At 60.8% G+C, this 17,265-nt stretch carries 14 protein-coding genes; 6 read left to right on the top strand and 8 right to left on the bottom strand.

From position 1 onward, the window contains the following. Nucleotides 1–9 precede the first annotated feature (9 nt). Nucleotides 10–1,179 carry an epoxide hydrolase family protein gene (locus tag B3I26_RS18340; protein ID WP_296259670.1) on the top strand — a complete coding sequence of 390 codons (1,170 nt, stop codon included), beginning with the start codon at nt 10–12 and terminating at the stop codon, nt 1,177–1,179. Between the two features lie 83 nt (nt 1,180–1,262). Continuing rightward, entirely contained in the window at nt 1,263–2,105 is an 843-nt protein-coding gene (locus B3I26_RS18345; RefSeq protein WP_296259671.1) for a metal-dependent hydrolase, read from the top strand. Between the two features lie 83 nt (nt 2,106–2,188). Here B3I26_RS18345 and B3I26_RS18350 read toward each other — a convergent pair whose 3' ends face one another. The 3 genes from B3I26_RS18350 to B3I26_RS18360 all read right to left on the bottom strand — a co-directional run bounded on the left by B3I26_RS18350 (nt 2,189) and on the right by B3I26_RS18360 (nt 4,829). Next, the gene (locus B3I26_RS18350) at nt 2,189–2,350 is read right to left on the bottom strand and encodes a hypothetical protein (RefSeq protein ID WP_296259673.1); all 162 of its coding nucleotides are present in this window, start codon (nt 2,348–2,350) and stop codon (nt 2,189–2,191) included. A 377-nt stretch (nt 2,351–2,727) separates the two neighbouring features. Then, complete coding sequence (locus B3I26_RS18355; RefSeq protein ID WP_296259675.1) at nt 2,728–3,618, bottom strand: SDR family oxidoreductase; 891 nt, start codon at nt 3,616–3,618, stop codon at nt 2,728–2,730. A gap of 128 nt (nt 3,619–3,746) precedes the next feature. Further along, nucleotides 3,747–4,829, bottom strand: coding sequence for a glycerol dehydrogenase (locus tag B3I26_RS18360; RefSeq protein ID WP_296259676.1), 1,083 nt, complete (start codon nt 4,827–4,829; stop codon nt 3,747–3,749). A gap of 149 nt (nt 4,830–4,978) precedes the next feature. Here B3I26_RS18360 and B3I26_RS18365 point away from each other — a divergent pair, with 149 nt between their 5' ends. From B3I26_RS18365 to B3I26_RS18380, 4 genes are all read left to right on the top strand, one after another. Continuing rightward, nucleotides 4,979–5,773, top strand: a complete 795-nt coding sequence (locus B3I26_RS18365; RefSeq protein WP_296259677.1) for an enoyl-CoA hydratase/isomerase family protein — start codon at nt 4,979–4,981, stop codon at nt 5,771–5,773. Between the two features lie 3 nt (nt 5,774–5,776). Then, nucleotides 5,777–6,676 carry an alpha/beta fold hydrolase gene (locus B3I26_RS18370; protein WP_296259678.1) on the top strand — a complete coding sequence of 300 codons (900 nt, stop codon included), beginning with the start codon at nt 5,777–5,779 and terminating at the stop codon, nt 6,674–6,676. Continuing rightward, a complete protein-coding gene (locus B3I26_RS18375) occupies nt 6,669–7,448 on the top strand; it encodes an enoyl-CoA hydratase/isomerase family protein (RefSeq protein WP_296259679.1) in 780 nt (259 codons plus the stop codon). Before B3I26_RS18370 ends, B3I26_RS18375 begins: the two co-directional genes overlap by 8 nt. A gap of 86 nt (nt 7,449–7,534) precedes the next feature. After that, nucleotides 7,535–8,737 (top strand): CaiB/BaiF CoA transferase family protein, encoded by a 1,203-nt coding sequence (locus B3I26_RS18380; RefSeq protein ID WP_296259680.1) that lies wholly within the window; start codon nt 7,535–7,537, stop codon nt 8,735–8,737. 58 nt (nt 8,738–8,795) lie between these two features. Here B3I26_RS18380 and B3I26_RS18385 read toward each other — a convergent pair whose 3' ends face one another. From B3I26_RS18385 to B3I26_RS18405, 5 genes are read right to left on the bottom strand one after another with little or no spacing between them, the layout of a single operon-like run. Continuing rightward, nucleotides 8,796–11,018 (bottom strand): acyl-CoA dehydrogenase, encoded by a 2,223-nt coding sequence (locus B3I26_RS18385; RefSeq protein WP_296259681.1) that lies wholly within the window; start codon nt 11,016–11,018, stop codon nt 8,796–8,798. Then, nucleotides 11,018–12,583 carry a class I adenylate-forming enzyme family protein gene (locus B3I26_RS18390; protein ID WP_296259683.1) on the bottom strand — a complete coding sequence of 522 codons (1,566 nt, stop codon included), beginning with the start codon at nt 12,581–12,583 and terminating at the stop codon, nt 11,018–11,020. Before B3I26_RS18390 ends, B3I26_RS18385 begins: the two co-directional genes overlap by 1 nt. Then, nucleotides 12,576–13,727 (bottom strand): acyl-CoA dehydrogenase family protein, encoded by a 1,152-nt coding sequence (locus tag B3I26_RS18395; protein WP_296259684.1) that lies wholly within the window; start codon nt 13,725–13,727, stop codon nt 12,576–12,578. The genes B3I26_RS18390 and B3I26_RS18395 overlap by 8 nt, the downstream gene beginning before the upstream one ends. A 15-nt stretch (nt 13,728–13,742) precedes the next feature. Beyond that, complete coding sequence (locus tag B3I26_RS18400; protein WP_296259685.1) at nt 13,743–14,945, bottom strand: acyl-CoA dehydrogenase family protein; 1,203 nt, start codon at nt 14,943–14,945, stop codon at nt 13,743–13,745. Nucleotides 14,946–14,969: 24 nt separating this feature from the next. Next, complete coding sequence (locus B3I26_RS18405; RefSeq protein WP_296259687.1) at nt 14,970–16,985, bottom strand: FAD-dependent oxidoreductase; 2,016 nt, start codon at nt 16,983–16,985, stop codon at nt 14,970–14,972. Between the last annotated feature and the right edge of the window lie 280 nt (nt 16,986–17,265).

The raw sequence follows: 17,265 nt of genomic DNA on the forward strand, positions 1-17,265 counted from the left end.
GAGGATGCCATGCAAGCATTTGAAGTTCAGTGGACAGAAGAAAGCGTTAATCGATTACTGCACAGGATTGCCGACACCCCGTTGCCGGAAGCCCCGATCAGTGACGGCTGGAAACACGGTTGCGACGCCAATTTCCTCGCAGGTTTTCGAGACTATTGGGTGAACGACTTCGATTGGCGCGCGTGTGTTGCGGCCTTGAATCGTCACCCGCAATTTATAGCCCGCGTCGAGGGGCTGGACGTGCATTTTGTCCATGTGCAAGGCGAGAACCAGGGACGCCGCCCGCTGTTGTTGACCCACGGTTGGCCGGGCTCATATATCGAGTTCTGGAACGTCATCGAGCCTCTGGCGTTCCCGTCCCGCCATGGTGGCCGGCCCGAAGATGCGTTCGATCTGGTGATTCCCAGCCTGCCGGGTTTCGGCTTCAGCGGTAAACCCGGGCAGGTCGTGGGTCAGCGTCAGACGGCGCGCATGTGGAACACTCTGATGACCGAGGTACTCGGTTACCCATGTTACTGCGCCCAAGGCGGTGATTGGGGTGCGATCGTCACGTCATGGCTGGGACTGGATTTTCCTGATTCGGTACAGGCCATTCACCTGAACATGCTGGGACTGCGCTCGCTGGCGCCGCCGGGCACTGATGAGGAGCGGGATTGGCAGCGGCGCGTCGAGGGCGCGCAGCGGGTCTATAGCGGCTATTCGGCGGTGCAGATGTTCAAACCGCAGTCGCTGGTCTGGGCAACTGCCGGGAATCCGCTGGGGCAGGCCGCCTGGATCCTGGAACGCTTTCATGATTGGGCGGATCTGCGGCAGCGCCCGTTCGAGCAGGTGTTCGACCGGGACACGCTGCTGGCGAACCTGATGATCTATCTGATGACCGACAGTTTTGCCAGTTCGATCTGGTACTACCCGGGCGTGGTCAATGACGGTTTCGGCATCTTGCCCGATGGCGTGCGATGTGAGACGCCCACCTGGTTCGCCCGTTACCACGGCGATTCGCTAGCGCCTGCGGCCCCGCGCAGTCGAGTTGAGCGGGTCTACAACCTGAGCCAGGTCAGCGATATCGATGAAGGCGGACACTTTGCGGCGCTCGAAGTCCCACAGCGCTTCGTGGCCGACCTGCACCGCTGGTCAGAACACATGCGCAATGGCCTCCCGGCGGGGCTGTCCGGCAATTGACGGAGGCGATGCTCACGCCTATAACTGAATAAAGGTCATTTATCTAGTTCGGCGATCTCGGACCACGGGTTGAGCGCTGCGAAATGCCCAAGAATAACGACAAGAGGTCATTGGTAATGAAAGTCCGCCAGCCTGGATTCGATTTCTCCAGCATCAATCCGCACTGGGCCCCCGTCAGAGAGTTCGCCCAGAGCTATAACGCTTTTTCCACGGTGCCTGCGCATATCGAACCGTTTCTGGTCAAGGTCATGATGCGCGTCAAGGAAGTACTCGGGCCTGAGCATCAGGCGTTGCGCAACGACATCGAGATCTTCAACAAGCAGGAAGTGCAGCACTGCAAACAGCACGTAGCGTTCAATAAAATGCTCTACAAGTCCGGTTATCCGGGCATGCAGGCGATTGAAAAAAGCTACCGCGACGACTACGCACGATTTCTCGAGCAAAAATCCCTCAGATTCAACGTCGCCTACTGTGAGGGTTTCGAAGCCATGGGGTCGGCGGCTGGCCAGGTGTTCTTCGAGGAACTGAAGGAGTATCTGGACGGCGCCGACGAATTGGCAGTCAATCTCTGGAAATGGCACCTGGCCGAAGAGTTCGAACATCGCGAAGTGTGCTTTCAAGCCTACAAGGCACTGTATGGCAAGGGGCTGTTCGCCTACCTGTATCGCGTTTGGGGGTTCATGTTTGCCGCCAAGCACATTGGCACTCATACGGCGAGGGTAGCGGCCTATCTTAATGCCGTGGATCGCGAGGCGTTGTCCGAACCCGAACGCCAGGCGTCGTTGGCCAGAGAAAAGACGCTCAAGGGCAAGATCCGCAAAGCGAGCCGACAACGGCTGTTCAAAGTGCTATCGCCTTCTTATGACCCAGGCAAGATGGTCCCGTCGCCGGGCATGGTCGAGTTGTTGGCTCGCTATTCGTCCTGAAACAGCCGGCTGCCGGAAAACGCCGATCGCCGGCGTTTTTGCAGGCAGCAATCCTGCGTTTCTGGCGGCAGTCGGATTGACCCTCAGTCAATCCGGCGGGTGTCATTGCTTTTTCGTCTGAACCCTTCGATCGCCCTGGTCATTTCCCCGGTCGTACCGCACAACAGCTGGGTGCGGTTTTCCAATGCCATGGCGCTGCGTAAATCCGGAGCGCCAAGGTTCGAGTAGATCACCTCTTTGCTCATGCGCATGCCGAAGGGCGGATTGGCGGCGATGGCGTGCGATTTTCAGGCATGTGTTCATTACACTCATCGTCGACTGCGCGGTATGAGAGCAAACCCATCTGCTGGGCTTTATTGCTATCGAAGCGGCGTCCTGTCAACTGCACTTCCATACACCGGAAAAGCCCCACGAGCTTGGGAGCAGCCCGCTGATGCTGGCTCGCCCGCACTCAGTTCGATGCATGCGTTGGCCACTGCAAGGGTGGTGTTCAGGCACCCCAGGCGAACGTCGGCACCCAACGGCACCGCGAAGCCATCGCCGGCGACCGGGCCGTTGAGTGTGGCAATCAGGGTTGGCACATGCGAGTGAGCCGGTTTGTACCGTCACTGAGTCCATGACATCACTCCTGCCGGGCGTTTTTATCGGCAGAGGTATTGCTGCGAATTTTCTCGCGGGCTTGTGTCCATTGATCGTCGCTCCACTCGGTCAAGGCGGCGAAGTTGGCGCCGTTGCCCTGATAGCCGGCACCGTCGATGGCGATCGTCTGGGCGCTGATGAACTCTGACCCGGGGGCGAGCAGAAACGTGAGCAGATTGCACAGTTCTTCGGGGCGGCCATGTCGGCGCATCGGGTTACTGGCGGCCTCGTTGAAGCCCTGTTCGTCTGTCAGCAGCTGCGAAGACATACCGGGCGTTGGAAATGCACCGGGGCAGACTGCGTTCAGACGAATCCCGTGGCGGCCCCATTCCACAGCCAATGATTGGGTCATCGACAATAATCCACTCTTGGACATGGCCGCCGGTGCGGCAAAGGGACCGCCGTTCCACACCCACGTCGTGAGGATCGATACCACCGAGGCGGCCTGGCCCGCCGCAATCCACCGCCTTGCGCAGCCTGTCGTGACAAGGAAGGTGCCGCGCATCGTGGTTTCAGCGATGGCGTTGAAGCCATTTACCGAAATGGTTTCGGCTCTGGCAATAAAGTTGGCCGCAGCGTTGTTGACCAGCCCCGTCAGCGCACCTCCGTCCTCCCAGATTGCCTCCAGCAGGCTGTCTATGCTCGAAGGGTTTCGCAGGTCACAGACCATCGCCTTGACCTGTTCGGTGCCGACGCTTTCGTTGATGGCCCGAGCCGTATCTTGCACAACCGCCTGGCGACGGCTGCAGATGTAAACGGTTGCACCGCAATCAGCGAAGGAGGCGGCCAGAATACGACCCAGCCCGGTGCCGCCACCGGTGACGAGAATACGCTGCCCGGCAAGAATGTCGGGCTTGAACATGGTCTTTGTCATGGGGAGGGCTCCGGGTCAACGGCCAATAAAGTGAGGGGGACGTTTCTGCAGAAACGCATTGAAACCATCCTGGCCGCACAGCCCCTCCGCGGCAACAGGCAACTGACCGCCATGTCCGGCGACATCATCTATATGTTAGTGGTGAGCCGTTCCACCTGATGAATCGCGGCTTCCAATTGGTCAGCGTCGACCGGCGGAGCAAAGCGCAACGCGCTCGGACTGACCATGGACATTCGCGCCAGCTCTTGCACTTCGGCCTCGGTCGGCGAGTGCAGACCGAAATCCGCCAGGCGGGTTGGCAGGCCCGTCTGGCGGTAGAAATCGCAGAGCTCATGGACGAAGGCCAGCTCACGTTTTTCCATGATCAACTGTACGAGTAGCCCATAGGCCACGTGATCGCCGTGGAGGGTGCCGCGTGCCCGCCCCAGATAGGAGAAGCCACGAGCCAGGGCATGGGCCAGGGACAGGCCTGCATTCTCGAAGCTAACCGTGCTCAGCAGTACGGTCGCTTCAACCAGTGCTTCCAGATGAGCATCGACGCGCTTTTCCTCGACTGCTTTGATCGCCGCCACTGCGTGGGTTCTGATGGCCTGATAACAGGCTTCGGCCGCCATCAGGCCGGTCAGTGAAGGCGGTGTCCCAAGCAGGGTTGTTGCTCCGGCCGCATGGCAGGCGTGGGCTTCGAATTTTTTCGAAATCGCATCGCCGATTCCTGCCCTGAGGAAGCGAACCGGGGCATCGGCGATGACTTGGGTATCGACAAGGACCAATTGCGGGTTGCGTGGCAGATGCAGGATCTCTTGCATGATGTGGTGCTCGTCATACACCGCGATGGCTGCACTGGCGGGGCCGTCGTTGGAGGCTATGGTGGGTACGCTGATCATTGGCCGTTCAAGCGCTAACGCAACGCCTTTGGCGGTGTCCAGCGCTTTCCCGCCACCGACGCCGACTATCATGTCCGCACCGTAGGCCTGCGCCTGATGCGCCAGCGCGTCGATGGCGGCGCGGGTGATTTCTCCGGGGAACACCTCAAGCCTGATGTCCAGTGCAGCGTCCCGAAAGCTGTCAGTAATTCGCTTTCCCAGCAAACGTGCTATGTCTGCATCGGTGATGACGAACGCGTGCTTGCCCAGTACCGAACAGTGTTGCCCCAGGTCATTCAGTGCACCCGCGCCCTGAATGTAGCGAGAAGTAGTGGCAAAGATCCGCATATGGTGCTCCTGAATGATCCAGTGAGTTGGTGACTGATTAGCTTGTCAGCGTTCCTGACCTGCTATACATTCTACACATAACTGATTGAATGTCAGCTTTGGTCTGTCACAACAAAAACAACACCCATGGAAAATGCTGGAGAGCGACGATGAATTTCGATGATTACAAGACGATGGCCTTTGAGCGACGTGGCCGAGTTCTGACCGTTACGTTCAATCAGCCGGAAAAGCTCAACAGCTTCGCCGGCCAATCCCACACCGAGCTATCGTGGCTGTTCTATGACCTGGTGGAAGATAAGGAAAGCGACATCATCGTGATAACCGGTGCGGGCCGTGCATTCAGCGCGGGGGGCGACATCGAGTACATGCAGTGGCTGCATGACAACCCGGCCGAGTTCTACCGTTGCGTTCGCGAAGCCAAGCGCATCGTCAACGGCATGCTCGAATGCGACAAGCCGATCATTGCCAAGGTCAATGGCGACGCTATCGGCCTGGGCTCGACCGTTGCGGTTTTCTGTGATGTGTGTTTTGCCGCCGAAGATGCGCGTTTCGGCGATCCACACAATAACGTCGGTCTGGTCAGCGGCGATGGTGGACAAATCATGTGGCCGTATCTGATCGGCTATGCGAGGGCCAAGCACTATTTGTTCACCGGCGAAAAACTGACTGCGCAAAAGGCCGAGCAAATAGGCCTGATCAACGCCGCGATGCCCGCTGCCGAGCTCGACGCTTATGTCGATGCCTACGCCGACAAACTGGCGGCGATGCCGGTGCAGTCGCTGCGCTGGAGCAAATCCACTATTAACGTGCCGCTTCGCCAGATGGCCGCCAGCATGATGGACGTCGGCATGGCTTACGAGAACGTGTCGTCGGCTGCCAGGGATCACGTGGAGGCCATCGCGGCATTCCGTGAAAAGCGCAAGCCAGTGTTCAATCAGCGCTGAGCCATGACGCCCGATATCGAGGCCACTGCGGGGATCAAGGCCCTGCCGTGGCTGGCATCGATCTTTCAAGCTGCCGGCCAGTCGCACTTCGTGGAAGTTGAAGGGCGACGCCTGCATTACCTTGAGTGGGGCGCTCAGCACACGACTGGACCGGTGCTGTTATTGGTCCATGGTCTGCGCGCGCATGCCCGCTGGTGGGATTGTATTGCGCCATTGCTGGCGGAGCGTTTCAGGGTGCTTGCGCTGGACCTGTCAGGGATGGGTGACAGCGACCACCGTGATGTGTACCCGGCGCAGTTCGCCTCAATGGATATCGTCGACCTGATCGAACGTCGCGTCGGCTCGCCGGTGATCGGCATCGGCCACAGCTTCGGCGGCTCGCGGCTGCTGCGCGCGTGTGTCAACCGCCCGGATTTGTTCCAGCGGCTGATCATTTGCGATTCGTTCATTCTGTTCAAAGGGGTCGACATCCCGCCTGACACTGCCAGTACGGCGAGTAGACGGTATTACCCGGATCAGCGGAGTGCGATCAGTCGCTATCGGTTGATGCCGGAGCAGCCGGGCGTGAACGCTGACATTCTCCAGCATATCGCCTGCCATTCGGTGCGTGAAACCTCAGAAGGATGGTGCTGGAAGTTCGACATCGGGCTGCCTCGTGGTGTCCGTCACGAGGAGTGGGGCGAAAACCTGTTGCCTCAGGTGCGCCGGCCCGTTGACGTGGTGTTTGGCGAATGCAGCGTGATCGTCGATCAGGCGCTGGCATCGCGGGCGGTTGAATTGCTTCCGTTCGGCAGAGGGCCGTACAGGGTCGCCGATGCGCATCATCACATGATGATCGATCAACCCGAGGCCATGCTCGCAACGCTTCGCACACTGCTGAGTATTGGAGAAAGTCATGAGTGAGCTTGTACTGCTGCAGCGCCATGGCGCGGTAGCCGAAGTGACCCTTAACAATCCCAGGACGCGCAACGCGCTGTCTCGGGACGTGCTCCACGCGCTGGCGGACATCCTCGAGTCCCTCGAGGAAGATACGCAATGCCGGGTGATCATATTGACCGGCGCGAACGGCCATTTCTGTTCGGGAGGGGACATTTCGGGGATGACCGCGGAGCGTCCCTTGCCCATCGGTCGAAGCCGCATGCTGTTAGGGCACCGCGTCGTGCGCGCCATGCTCAGAGGCAGCAAGCCGGTGATCGCCGCCGTTGAAGGGTACGCGGCCGGCGCAGGGCTTTCATTGGTTGCCGCCGCCGACTACGTGATCGCCGCGCCGGGCGCCAGATTCGTATCTTCCTTTGCCAAAGTCGGGCTGGTGCCTGACCTGGGGCTACTTTGGACGCTGCCGCAACGCATCGGTATCGCGCAGGCCCGCCGCATGTTCTACAGCGCCCGCGTGGTCGACGATCAGGAAGCCTTGAAGATTGGCATCGTCGACAGCCTGGCCGACAGCGTCGAGTCCATGCACCGAGAGGCGTTGGACCTTGCCGAAGCGTTCAAGGCCAATGCGCCATTGTCAGTCGCTTTGACGCGCATGGCCATGGCGCGCGGAATCAATTGCCTCGAAGACGCGCTGGCGTATGAGGTCGACAATCAGTCAGCGCTCTATCTGACCCAGGATCACCGCGAAGCGGTGGATGCGTTCGTCAATAAACGCCCCGCCGAGTTCAAGGGGCTTTAACGGGGCGCGGCCCGATCATGGCCCGATCAGGGCCCGATAGTGCGCGAAGGATCGCGACCCAAGCACGCTTAACCAGAGGCAATGCCATGTATGACGTGATGCAAGGAATACGGGTGGTCGAAGTCGCGGAACACACGTTCGTGCCCGCGGCCGGGATGGTGCTGGCCGATTGGGGCGCCGAGGTGATCAAGGTCGAACGAATGGGGGGAGGGGATGCGTCCCGGCATTTGAAGCTGCCAGGCACCGATGGCCGGATAAATCCGTTCTTCGAGGCGGCGAATCGCGGCAAGCGTGGCATCACGCTGGATCTGACCCAGGAGGCTGGTCGCGAGGAGCTGTACCGCTTGCTCGAAACGGCGGATGTATTCATCACTAACCTGCGGGACGAGGCGCGAAGCCGATTGGGCATCCAGCCGGCGGATTTGATGTCCCGGCATCCACGATTGATTTATGGTCTGGGCACCGGTTACGGCCGTCATGGCGAGATGGCCAACGATGGAGGTTATGACTACCCGTCATCCTGGTGCCGTTCGGGCGCGGCCTGGTTGCAGACCACGGAGAACAGCGACATGCCCCCAAAGCAGCCGGGCTCGATCGGCGATCTGGGAGGTGGGCTTGCCCTGGCGGGAGCAATTGCCGCCGCCCTGTTCAGGCGTGAGCGCACAGGGCGGGGGGCCGTGGTCGAGAATTCGCTCTATCTGACAGGCACCTACCTGGCCTCGCAATCCTTGCTGGCCGCCTCGATCGGTGCGCCGCTGATTACCAACCATGCGCAGGGGCAGGCGCCTCTGGCACTGGCCAACAATTACCAGACTCGCGACGGTCGCTGGATCAGCCTCTGTTTACTGGTGGACAAGTGGTGGCCTGATTTTCTGCATCATGTCAATGACCCCGCGTTGGCGCAGGATCCTCGCTTCATCGATGCCACAGCCAGGCATGTGAACCGCCAGGCACTGGTCGAGGTGCTCAACAAGGTATTTGCCCAGCGCGACTACGCCGACTGGTGCCAACGCCTGACCAGTCTCGAAGGCGTCTGGGCGCCAGTACAGAGCCCGGCTGAGGTGCTGACCGATCCCCAGGCGCTCGTCAACGGTTTTGTCAGCGCGGTGGATCTCCCGGGCGATGCCCGCTACCTGACCGGCGTCTCTGCTGCCCAGTTCGACGAGCGCCCGATCGGGGCGTTGCAGGCAGCGCCAGGTTATTGCCAGCACACCGATCAGGTGCTGTCAGAGCTGGGTGTGTCCGCACAAGCGTTGGTCGAGCTGAGGCGCAAAGGTGCCATCGGTTGAGCCCCGAGACGATGCCGCCTGTGCGGCGGCCGCATCGTCGCTGGATGTAATGATTGTTTCAGCTTCGCGATCGGGGCATCCCCAACCCTTGCTCGGCGATCAGGCTGCGGTGAATCTCGCTGGTGCCACCGTAGATCGTCATGCCGATCGATTGCCGATACCCCAACTCCACCAAGCCGGCACCCTCATGCGCACGCAGCAGCGAATGGGGTGCACAGAGTTCCATCAGGTCGTTCGCATCGCGCTGATACTGTTCGGTGGAGAACAGCTTGGACATCGGACCGAACGCTGCGCGATTCGGTGCCTGAGCCATCACCGACCAGGTGGCCCGATAGCACAGATCCTCGGCGATAGACGTATGAATGGCGACCTTCGCCAGGCGCCGTCTGACCTGGGTATCTTCAAGCCGCGACCCGTAGCTGCCCACGGTTTGCCGAGCCCATTGCACGGCATGGGCAAGCATATTCGCGTAGCTGAGCCGATATTGATCCCCACTGTGCTCAAGTTCCAAAGTCGCGGCCATCACGCTGGTGCCGGCGTCCACGGCTCCCACGCGATATTGGTCAGGTACGCGTACATCGGCGAAGTAGGTAATGTTGGTGCGCTCATCCTGCAGCGTATGGACAGCCTGCACCTCGATGCCTGGAAGATTCATGGGCACCAGAAACAGCGTCAGGCCGGCATGCTTGGCGGCGTCAGGATTAGTGCGCGCCAGGAGAAAGACGTAATCGGCCAGGTTGGCGGCGGTGGTGAAGATCTTCTGCCCGTCGACCCGCCACGCTCCATCAGGCAGGCGCGTGGCGCGGGTTTTGGCGGAGAAGACGTCCGAGCCGCTCGACGGTTCGCTGAATCCAAGACAGGCCAGCGCCTCACCGCTGGCGAAGCGCGGCAGCGCCTCACTTTTCACCGAGTCGCTGGCAAAGCGCATGACGATTTGCGCCACCTGGTTAGTGATGGGCGCCGTGATGCGTTGCCAGCCGAACGCTTCGAACACCGATTGCAGGGCATGCATATCGAACGCAGACTTGCCACGCCCGCCATACTCGCGGGGCCAATGTGGAAATAGAAAGCCGGCCTGGGCCAGGCTTCGATTGAAATCGGGGTGATAACCGTCCACCGAATGATGGGCGTGGGCCTTGAGCTCGTCGGTCAGGTGCTCGCGAAAGAACCCGCGCGCTTGTTCGGCAAACGCCTCGGCAGCGGCTCCGTAACCAAACTCCAGCGGCATCTCGCCCGCCGAGGGCAGGGGTACTGTGCAGTCCTCGCTCCACAGTCGGTTAGCCAGAGCGTCCAGCTCCAGTTGCGGATCGCCGGCATGCAGTGACCAGGCACGGGCGCGACGGTAGTACAGCTGGATGTCGTACTCCAGCGATACGCCATAGCCGCCAAAGCTGTGCAGCGCCCGGGCCGTGGCGCGGCAGGCCGCCTGGCCCGCCCACCAACTGGCCATGGAAACCTGTGCGGCGGCGTCCGGGCGTTCACGGGCGATGGCCCAGGCGGCATGCCAGATCAGTAGCAAACCGCCGTCGATTTCCGTCAGGGCATCGGCCAAGGGGTGAGCGATTCCCTGAAAACTGCCGATGGCTTTTCCGAATTGCTGGCGCTCGCAGCAGTAATCTGCGGCCATTCGAATGGCCTGCTGTGAAAGACCATTGAGCAGCGCCGCCTTGAGCAACTTCCATTCCTCCACAGCCGCCTGGAATGCATGTCGCGCAGCACTCCCTTCAGCCACCAGGCTCCAGGGCAGGGCGCCCCGCTCGGAGGCGTCGAAGACGATGCTTGCATCGGTGCCCAGGTTTTTCTGCCCACGTTCAAGTTCGCGGTCATCAAGCATCAACACCTGATCGCCGCGCAGGGCCAGTACCGCCGTTGCACCTTCGGCCCCGGGCGCCAGAATCGCGCCGGGTTGGTCGAGTGGCGTGGGCAAAAGCGTCACCCGCGCCCCGGCCATCACCTGACGCAGCAGGTGCGCGGCACGCTCACTCGCCAACGTCGCCAACAGAGGTGCGGTAACGATGGCTTCGGCCAAGGGCACCGAGGCCAGGTGTCGACCGGCCTCTTGGGCGACCAACAACGCATCGAGCAGGCTCATGGCGCTGCCGCCGGCCGCTTCCGGCAGACGCATGCACAGGATGCCGAGTGCTGAGAGTTGCTGCCATAACCCGTCATCGAACCCGAGGGGCTCTGCGGCCCGGACGCGGGCCGCTGTGGATTGATCGCGAAACAGCCGCGCCATGCTTTCCCGAAGCTGTATCTGCTGTGCCGTGAGTTGCAGGTTCATCAGTGGCCTCGTTTCGCCTGTCCATAGTGGGCACGCAGTTCGAGCTTGTTGATCTTGCCCGTGACCAGCTTGGGCAACTCGGCAACGGTGATCACGCTTTTTGGCTTCTTGTAGCTCGCGATCAGGGTTCGGCAATGCTCGATGATTTCCGACTCGCTGACGCTACGGCCTGTCTTAAAGGTCACAACCGCGCAGACGCTTTCCCCCCATTTCTCGTCTGGAATCCCGATCACGGCGCATTCGGAAATGGCCGGGTGGGCGAGCAGTGCCTCTTCCACCTCACGGGAATATACGTTCTCGCCACCGGTGATGATCATGTCCTTCTTGCGGTCGACCAGATAAAGGTATCCGTCCTCGTCGAAGCGGCCCATGTCACCTGTGTGGCACCAGCCTCCGCGCAAGGTCTGCAGCGTTGCGGCGTGGTTGTTCCAGTAGCCTCGGAACATTGCGCTGCTGCGCGCAAGAATTTCTCCCGCCTGGCCGGTGAGGCACTCATTGCCGGCGTCATCGACAACTTTGGCAAGTAGATTGGGGTAGGGCTTGCCTACTGAACCCAGTCGCTTGCGGTCACGCTCGTCTCCGTCGGGTCGATGGTTTTCGGGAGACAGCGAAAACATGCAGATTTCACTTTGGCCGAACAGGTTGACGAATCCACAGCCCTTGAACACCTTGATCGCGCGGCGCAGCACGGAAACCGGCATGGGGGCTGCCGAGTAGATGATGGTCCTGACGCTGGACAGATCCGCCTGCGCCACATAGGGATGGTCGAGCACCATCTGCACCATGGTGGGGGCCAGCAGCAAGATGGTCAGCTTATGGGTTTCGATGGCTTTGAGCACATCGAGGGGATCAAACTGGCGCTGAAGGCAGGCGCAACCACCGCGAACGTGCTGCGACAGGCTGATGACCATACCGCCAAGATGAAACATCGGCATCACGATCAGCGTACTGTCCGGTTCCTGCATGTCGCACAGCCAAGTGTCGACCTGAACCAGTTGTCGGTATTCGCGGTGCCCCCATATCACGCCTTTGGGTTTGCCGGTCGTACCGCTGGTATAGATCAGGCAGCAGATGTCTTCTTCCCGCGCTCGTGTCGAAGGCCCCTGGGGGTCGCCGGCTATACGAAAGTTCGCAAGGCTCGACGCCCATGAGGTTTCCCCGTCGATGCAGACGAATTGCTCCACCGATGGCAACCGGTCGCGAAGGGACTCGATGAGCGACGCGTACTGATGCTCGAAGAAGAACAGCCGAGGTCCGCCGTCCTGAATGATGCTCGCCACCTCCGCCGCCGCCAGCCGGAAATTGACCGGGGCAAGGATGTAGCCGGCCCACTGTGTGGCGGCCATGATTTCGCCGAACTCGATAGAGTTCATCGCGAGGATGCCGACGCGATCCTGATGACGCAGGCCGGCGTGGTACAGCGCCGAGGCGATTTGTCGGGCGCTGGCGAGCAATTCGCCGTGAGAGATTGAGCGTTGGTCTTGCGTGTAGGCCGGCTGCTTGCCGTAGAAGCGCGCTCGCTGTTCGAGGTCGTCGGCAAATGAAAGGGGCAGATAATCAAGCATGCAAAGCGCCTCCCATGGGCTGTTCGACCTGGTTCTGGTCGGTGCTGCTGCGCTGGAGATGGAAATCGCTGTCGCCCCATCGCTGATCGAAGACGACGGCGGCTTTGTAATGGTGGCCGACGGCGTATTCTTCGGTGGTTCCTATGCCGCCGTGTAGCTGGATACCTTGCGCGGTAACGAACAGGTAGGCCTTGGCCAATACCACCTTCATCCCCGACACCGAAAAGCGTCGACGTTCGACGTCACCGGACTCAAGCGCGGCAAGCGCGCCAAACAGGATCGAGCGCGCCAGGTCGGTTTCCACGAACATTTCGGCCATGCGGTGTTGCAACGCCTGGAACTGCGCGAGCGGCTTGCCATATTGCACACGGGTCTTAAGGTAATCGGCGGTCATCGCCATCACGCCTTCCATTGAGCCAAGGCACATGGCGCCATTGGCCACCAAGGCACGGTCGAGGGCATATTCCAGTGCATCGGCGCCCTTGTCCGGGGCGATCAGCATCGAGCACTCACGCACGATCACTCGATCCAGATGCAGGTCTGCACCGTGACTGCCACTGATCAGCTCGTAGCTGTCGAGGGTGGCACCGGGCGAGCCGGCTTCCACCAGGAAAATCGCCAGCCCGGGTTTGCCTTCCAGTGTCGCGCTGACTAGCCAGGCGTCGGCGTTAACGCCGAAGAACACCCGTTGCTTGACCCCCGACAGCTCCCACCCATCAGCCACGCGGCGTGCGGTGGTGTGTATCTGCCGATCATATTCGTGTCGTGTGGTTTGCTCCTGATGGGCGAGGGCGATCAGCATCTCGCCGCTGGCAATGCGCATCAGCAGTGACTCGCGTAACGGGCCTTTGGCGCCCGCGCCAATCAGGCTTGCACACAAGACCGCGCATTCGGCCACGGGCTCTAGCAGCAACCCCTCGCCCAGGATCTCCATGAGCAGAGCGACGTCGACATCACTTCCGTTCAGGCCCCCGTCTTCTTCTGCGATAGCCAACGCCAGCCACCCCAGGTTGGCGTAATCATGCCAATGCTGTGTCGAGAAGCCTTTCTCGCGTTTGATGATGCCGCGCCGGGTTTCGAAGTCGTAGCGCTCGCGCACATAGCGCTGCGCACCATCGACCAGCATTCTTTGTTCATCGGTCATGTCGAAGTTCATGGCTTAGAATCCAAACGCCAGCTTGGCGATGATGTTTTTCTGGACTTCCATTGCGCCACCGAAAATCGTGCAGGCGCGTAGGTACATCAGATCAGCAGTGACGCCCGGCGTGTACGCGGGCCAGGACGGATCATCGCCCGGTGGGGCATAGGCCTCGTCGCGGCGATAGACACGCAGGCTACGCTGCCCGAGGGCTTGGACCATCAGCTCGGTCAGGCGCTGTTGCAGCCCGGAGCCCCGGACCTTGAGCACCGAAGCACAGGCGGCGATGGGATGCCGGCTGGGGGCCTCGTGTGCAACCTTGAGCACCGACCATTCCAGCGCTTCGACCTCGAGGCGCAAGGTAGCCAGCTTGCGAGAAAAAACCGGGTCTTCCAGCAAAGGACGATCGCCGCGTCGCTCGGCGCGTGCAATGACCCGTATCCGTTCTAGATCGGCCCTTGCCTTGTGGATGTCGGCACTGGAGGTGCGTTCATTGGCGAGCAGAAACTTCGCCTGATTCCATGCGTTCCCCGGCTCGCCGAGGATGTTTTCGACCGGCACCCGCACATTGTCGAGGAACACCTCGCAGGTCGAACCCTCCCCGTTGATCATGTCGATCTGGCGAACGGTAATGCCGGGCGCGCGCATGTCGATGATCATCATCGAAATCCCGCGCTGGGGCCGATCGGCCGCCTCCGTGCGCACCAGAAAAAAACCTTGTTCACAGTATTGCCCTTCAGTGGTCCAGAGCTTCTGGCCGTTGACGATGTAATGATCGCCGTCGCGCACGGCACTGGTTTTCAGTGCCGCCAGATCTGAACCTGCACCCGGCTCGGAAAACCCTTGCGCCCACATTTCCTCGCCCTTGAGGATCGGCGGCAGGTAGCGCGCCTTTTGTTCGGGCGAGCCATAGGTATAAAGGACCGGACCGAGCAGCCGCAGGCCCTGCCAGCGCAATTCAGGCGCGCCGGCAAGTTTGCATTCGTACTCGAAAATATGATTCTGCACGTGCGACCAGCCGGTGCCTCCATACTCGACAGGCCAATGCGGGGCCGCCCAGCCTTGTTCAAACAAGACCCTGTTCCACCAGCGGCGGTCCTCCTCGTTGGGGGGGTGCATGCCGGTGCGGCTTCGGCGTACCACGTCCGCATTCAGCGAGCGCTGTAGAAAAGCCCTTACCTGGTCGCGGAAGGCCAGTTCGTCCGGGGTCAGATTCAGTTCCATGATCGCTCCTGTCGTTGCCTGTTCTCAGCAGGCCAGAGATTTTCCAGGTGCTGTATTGGCGCAAAGACCCATAACAGCCTGATAGGCGTCTTGTACGGCGTCACCGATTCGGCCTCCTTGCCGCGCATCACCGATAGCGGCGAAGGGCAGCTCCGCCTTGAGCAACTGTTTCAGCAAGGTGTCGTCGGGGACGCGCCCCTGGGCAATCAACACCTCAGTGACTCGAATCGTGCGCGTCTGGCCCTGGGCATCGACCAGATGAACCTGCCCGGATGCTTCGATGCGCTGGACATGGCTGTGCTCGACAACCTCGATGCGCGGGTTTTCCAGCAGTCGCTTGAGCAGTACCGAGCGATAGATGGCCTCTGCGGCACGTGCCAACTGGCGGGTTGCCGAACGACTGACGAGCACCACCCGATACCCTTGTTCGGCGAGCAGTTCTGCGGTTTCACAACCCGTTTCGCCGCCGCCATAGACCATCACCTGCACGCTTTCATCGGCGTCTGCCAGAGGCGCGCCGTCGCCCATTAGCACTTCATAGGCATCCCGCACGCAGGGGTGGTCGATGCCTTCGATGGCCAGGCGTCTGGGGCGGGCGCCATTGGCCAGCAGCACCAGGGCGGGGGACGCCGCGTTGACGGTGTCGATATCGGCCGGACTGTTGACGTGAACCGCCACATCGCTGTGCTGCAACTGATGACGCAAATAGCTTCGATACCACTCCAGCTTCTCTTTAAAGGGCGGAGCGGCGGAGGCGATCAAGCCGCCGCCCAGACTGGCACGCGACTCATAAAGCTCGGTGGCGAATCCGGCCTGCTGCAGCATAAGGGCTGCCGCCATGCCGCCGGGACCGCCGCCGATCACCACCGCGCGTTCGCCACGTCGGTTTCCGGCGTCAGGCAACGCATCCAGCTCACGGCCGGTCCGGGGGTTTTCGGCGCAGCCTATCCGGCCATCGGCGCCGCTGCTCATGGACACGCAGTAATTGCAGGAGGTGCATGGGCGAATGACGCTCGCATCGCCGTAGCGGGCTTTGTTAGCCCATTCGGGATCGGCCAGTAGCGGTCGCCCCAGGGCGATCATGTCGGTGTCGCCATCGACGATGGCTCGTTCGGCGGTGGCAGGCCAGCGTATCTGACCGACACTGATTACTGGAACCGATACCGCCTGGCGGATGCGTCGGGTATAAGGCAAGCGCCAGCCTTCAGGGGCAGACATAGGCTCCACGACTTTGTCGAAACTGGTCCAGCCCAGACCGATCGAAACATGCAGGGCGTCCAGTCCAGCGTCTACCAGCTTGGGCGCAATCCTGACCATGTCATCAATATTCAATCCCTGAGGGGTGAATTCGTCTGCCGAGAGGCGATAGATCAGCGGCCGGTCGCCGATGGCCTCGCGCACCCGGGCAATCACGCGACGGGCAAACGTCAGGCGCCGCTCTTCATCACCGCCCCAGCGATCATCACGGTGGTTGCTGAAAGGGGACAGGAACGAGGTCAGCAGATAACCGTGGGCACCGTGCAGCTCAATGGCTTGATAACCCGCCAGAACGCCCAGTTCGGCGCAGCGACCAAATGACTCGATAACGTGCTCGATTTCGTCGTCGGTCATGCTTCGCGCCATCAAGCGCGAGGGATCACGCCGCGAAGGAATATCACTCGGCGCCAGTGCGACGCCATTGGCGATCAGCTCAGGCTTGGCGCCCTGACCGCCGTGCTGCAATTGCAGGCATGCCACGGCACCTGCCGAACGGATCGCTTCCACCAGACGCTGGTGGCCAGCGACCTGGCTCAGGGATGCAAGCGTCAACTGGCGGTGCTCGGATCGACCCGTGTCACCGTCCACGCAACAGAACTCGACGATGATCATGCCGGTGCCACCTTCGGCGCGGGCTTGATAAAACGCAATCTGCTGCGCCGTGACGTTACCGTCGCGGCTCGCCAGATTAGTGGACATCGGCGCCATGACAATCCGGTTGGGAATAGTGAGCGAGCGCAGCTTCAGCGGCTCGAACAGACGGGGATAGTTGAGGGGATACATGGCCAATCCTCTGTTGCGCTCAGGTAGTGCGATGGCGTTCTCGGGCATCGGACACATGAGTCGTTATGCTTGTATAGCTGACGATATATTAGTTATTAGACGTTGGCTAGCCTTCTGCATGAATGACGCTTTTACGGTTTCCAGCAGATCTGGTAGCGCTAGTACGCTTGTAGTGCAGGGTATTGTGAAGGTCTTCTAAAAAATATTTGTGAATAGCTGACGATGTGTTAGCTTAATTTCAGGTGCCGCATCCGGGTTGCCGTAGCAGGCCGCAGGTGTG

This window comes from Pseudomonas sp. UBA5706 (assembly GCF_002419965.1).
Lineage (GTDB): Bacteria > Pseudomonadota > Gammaproteobacteria > Pseudomonadales > Pseudomonadaceae > Aquipseudomonas.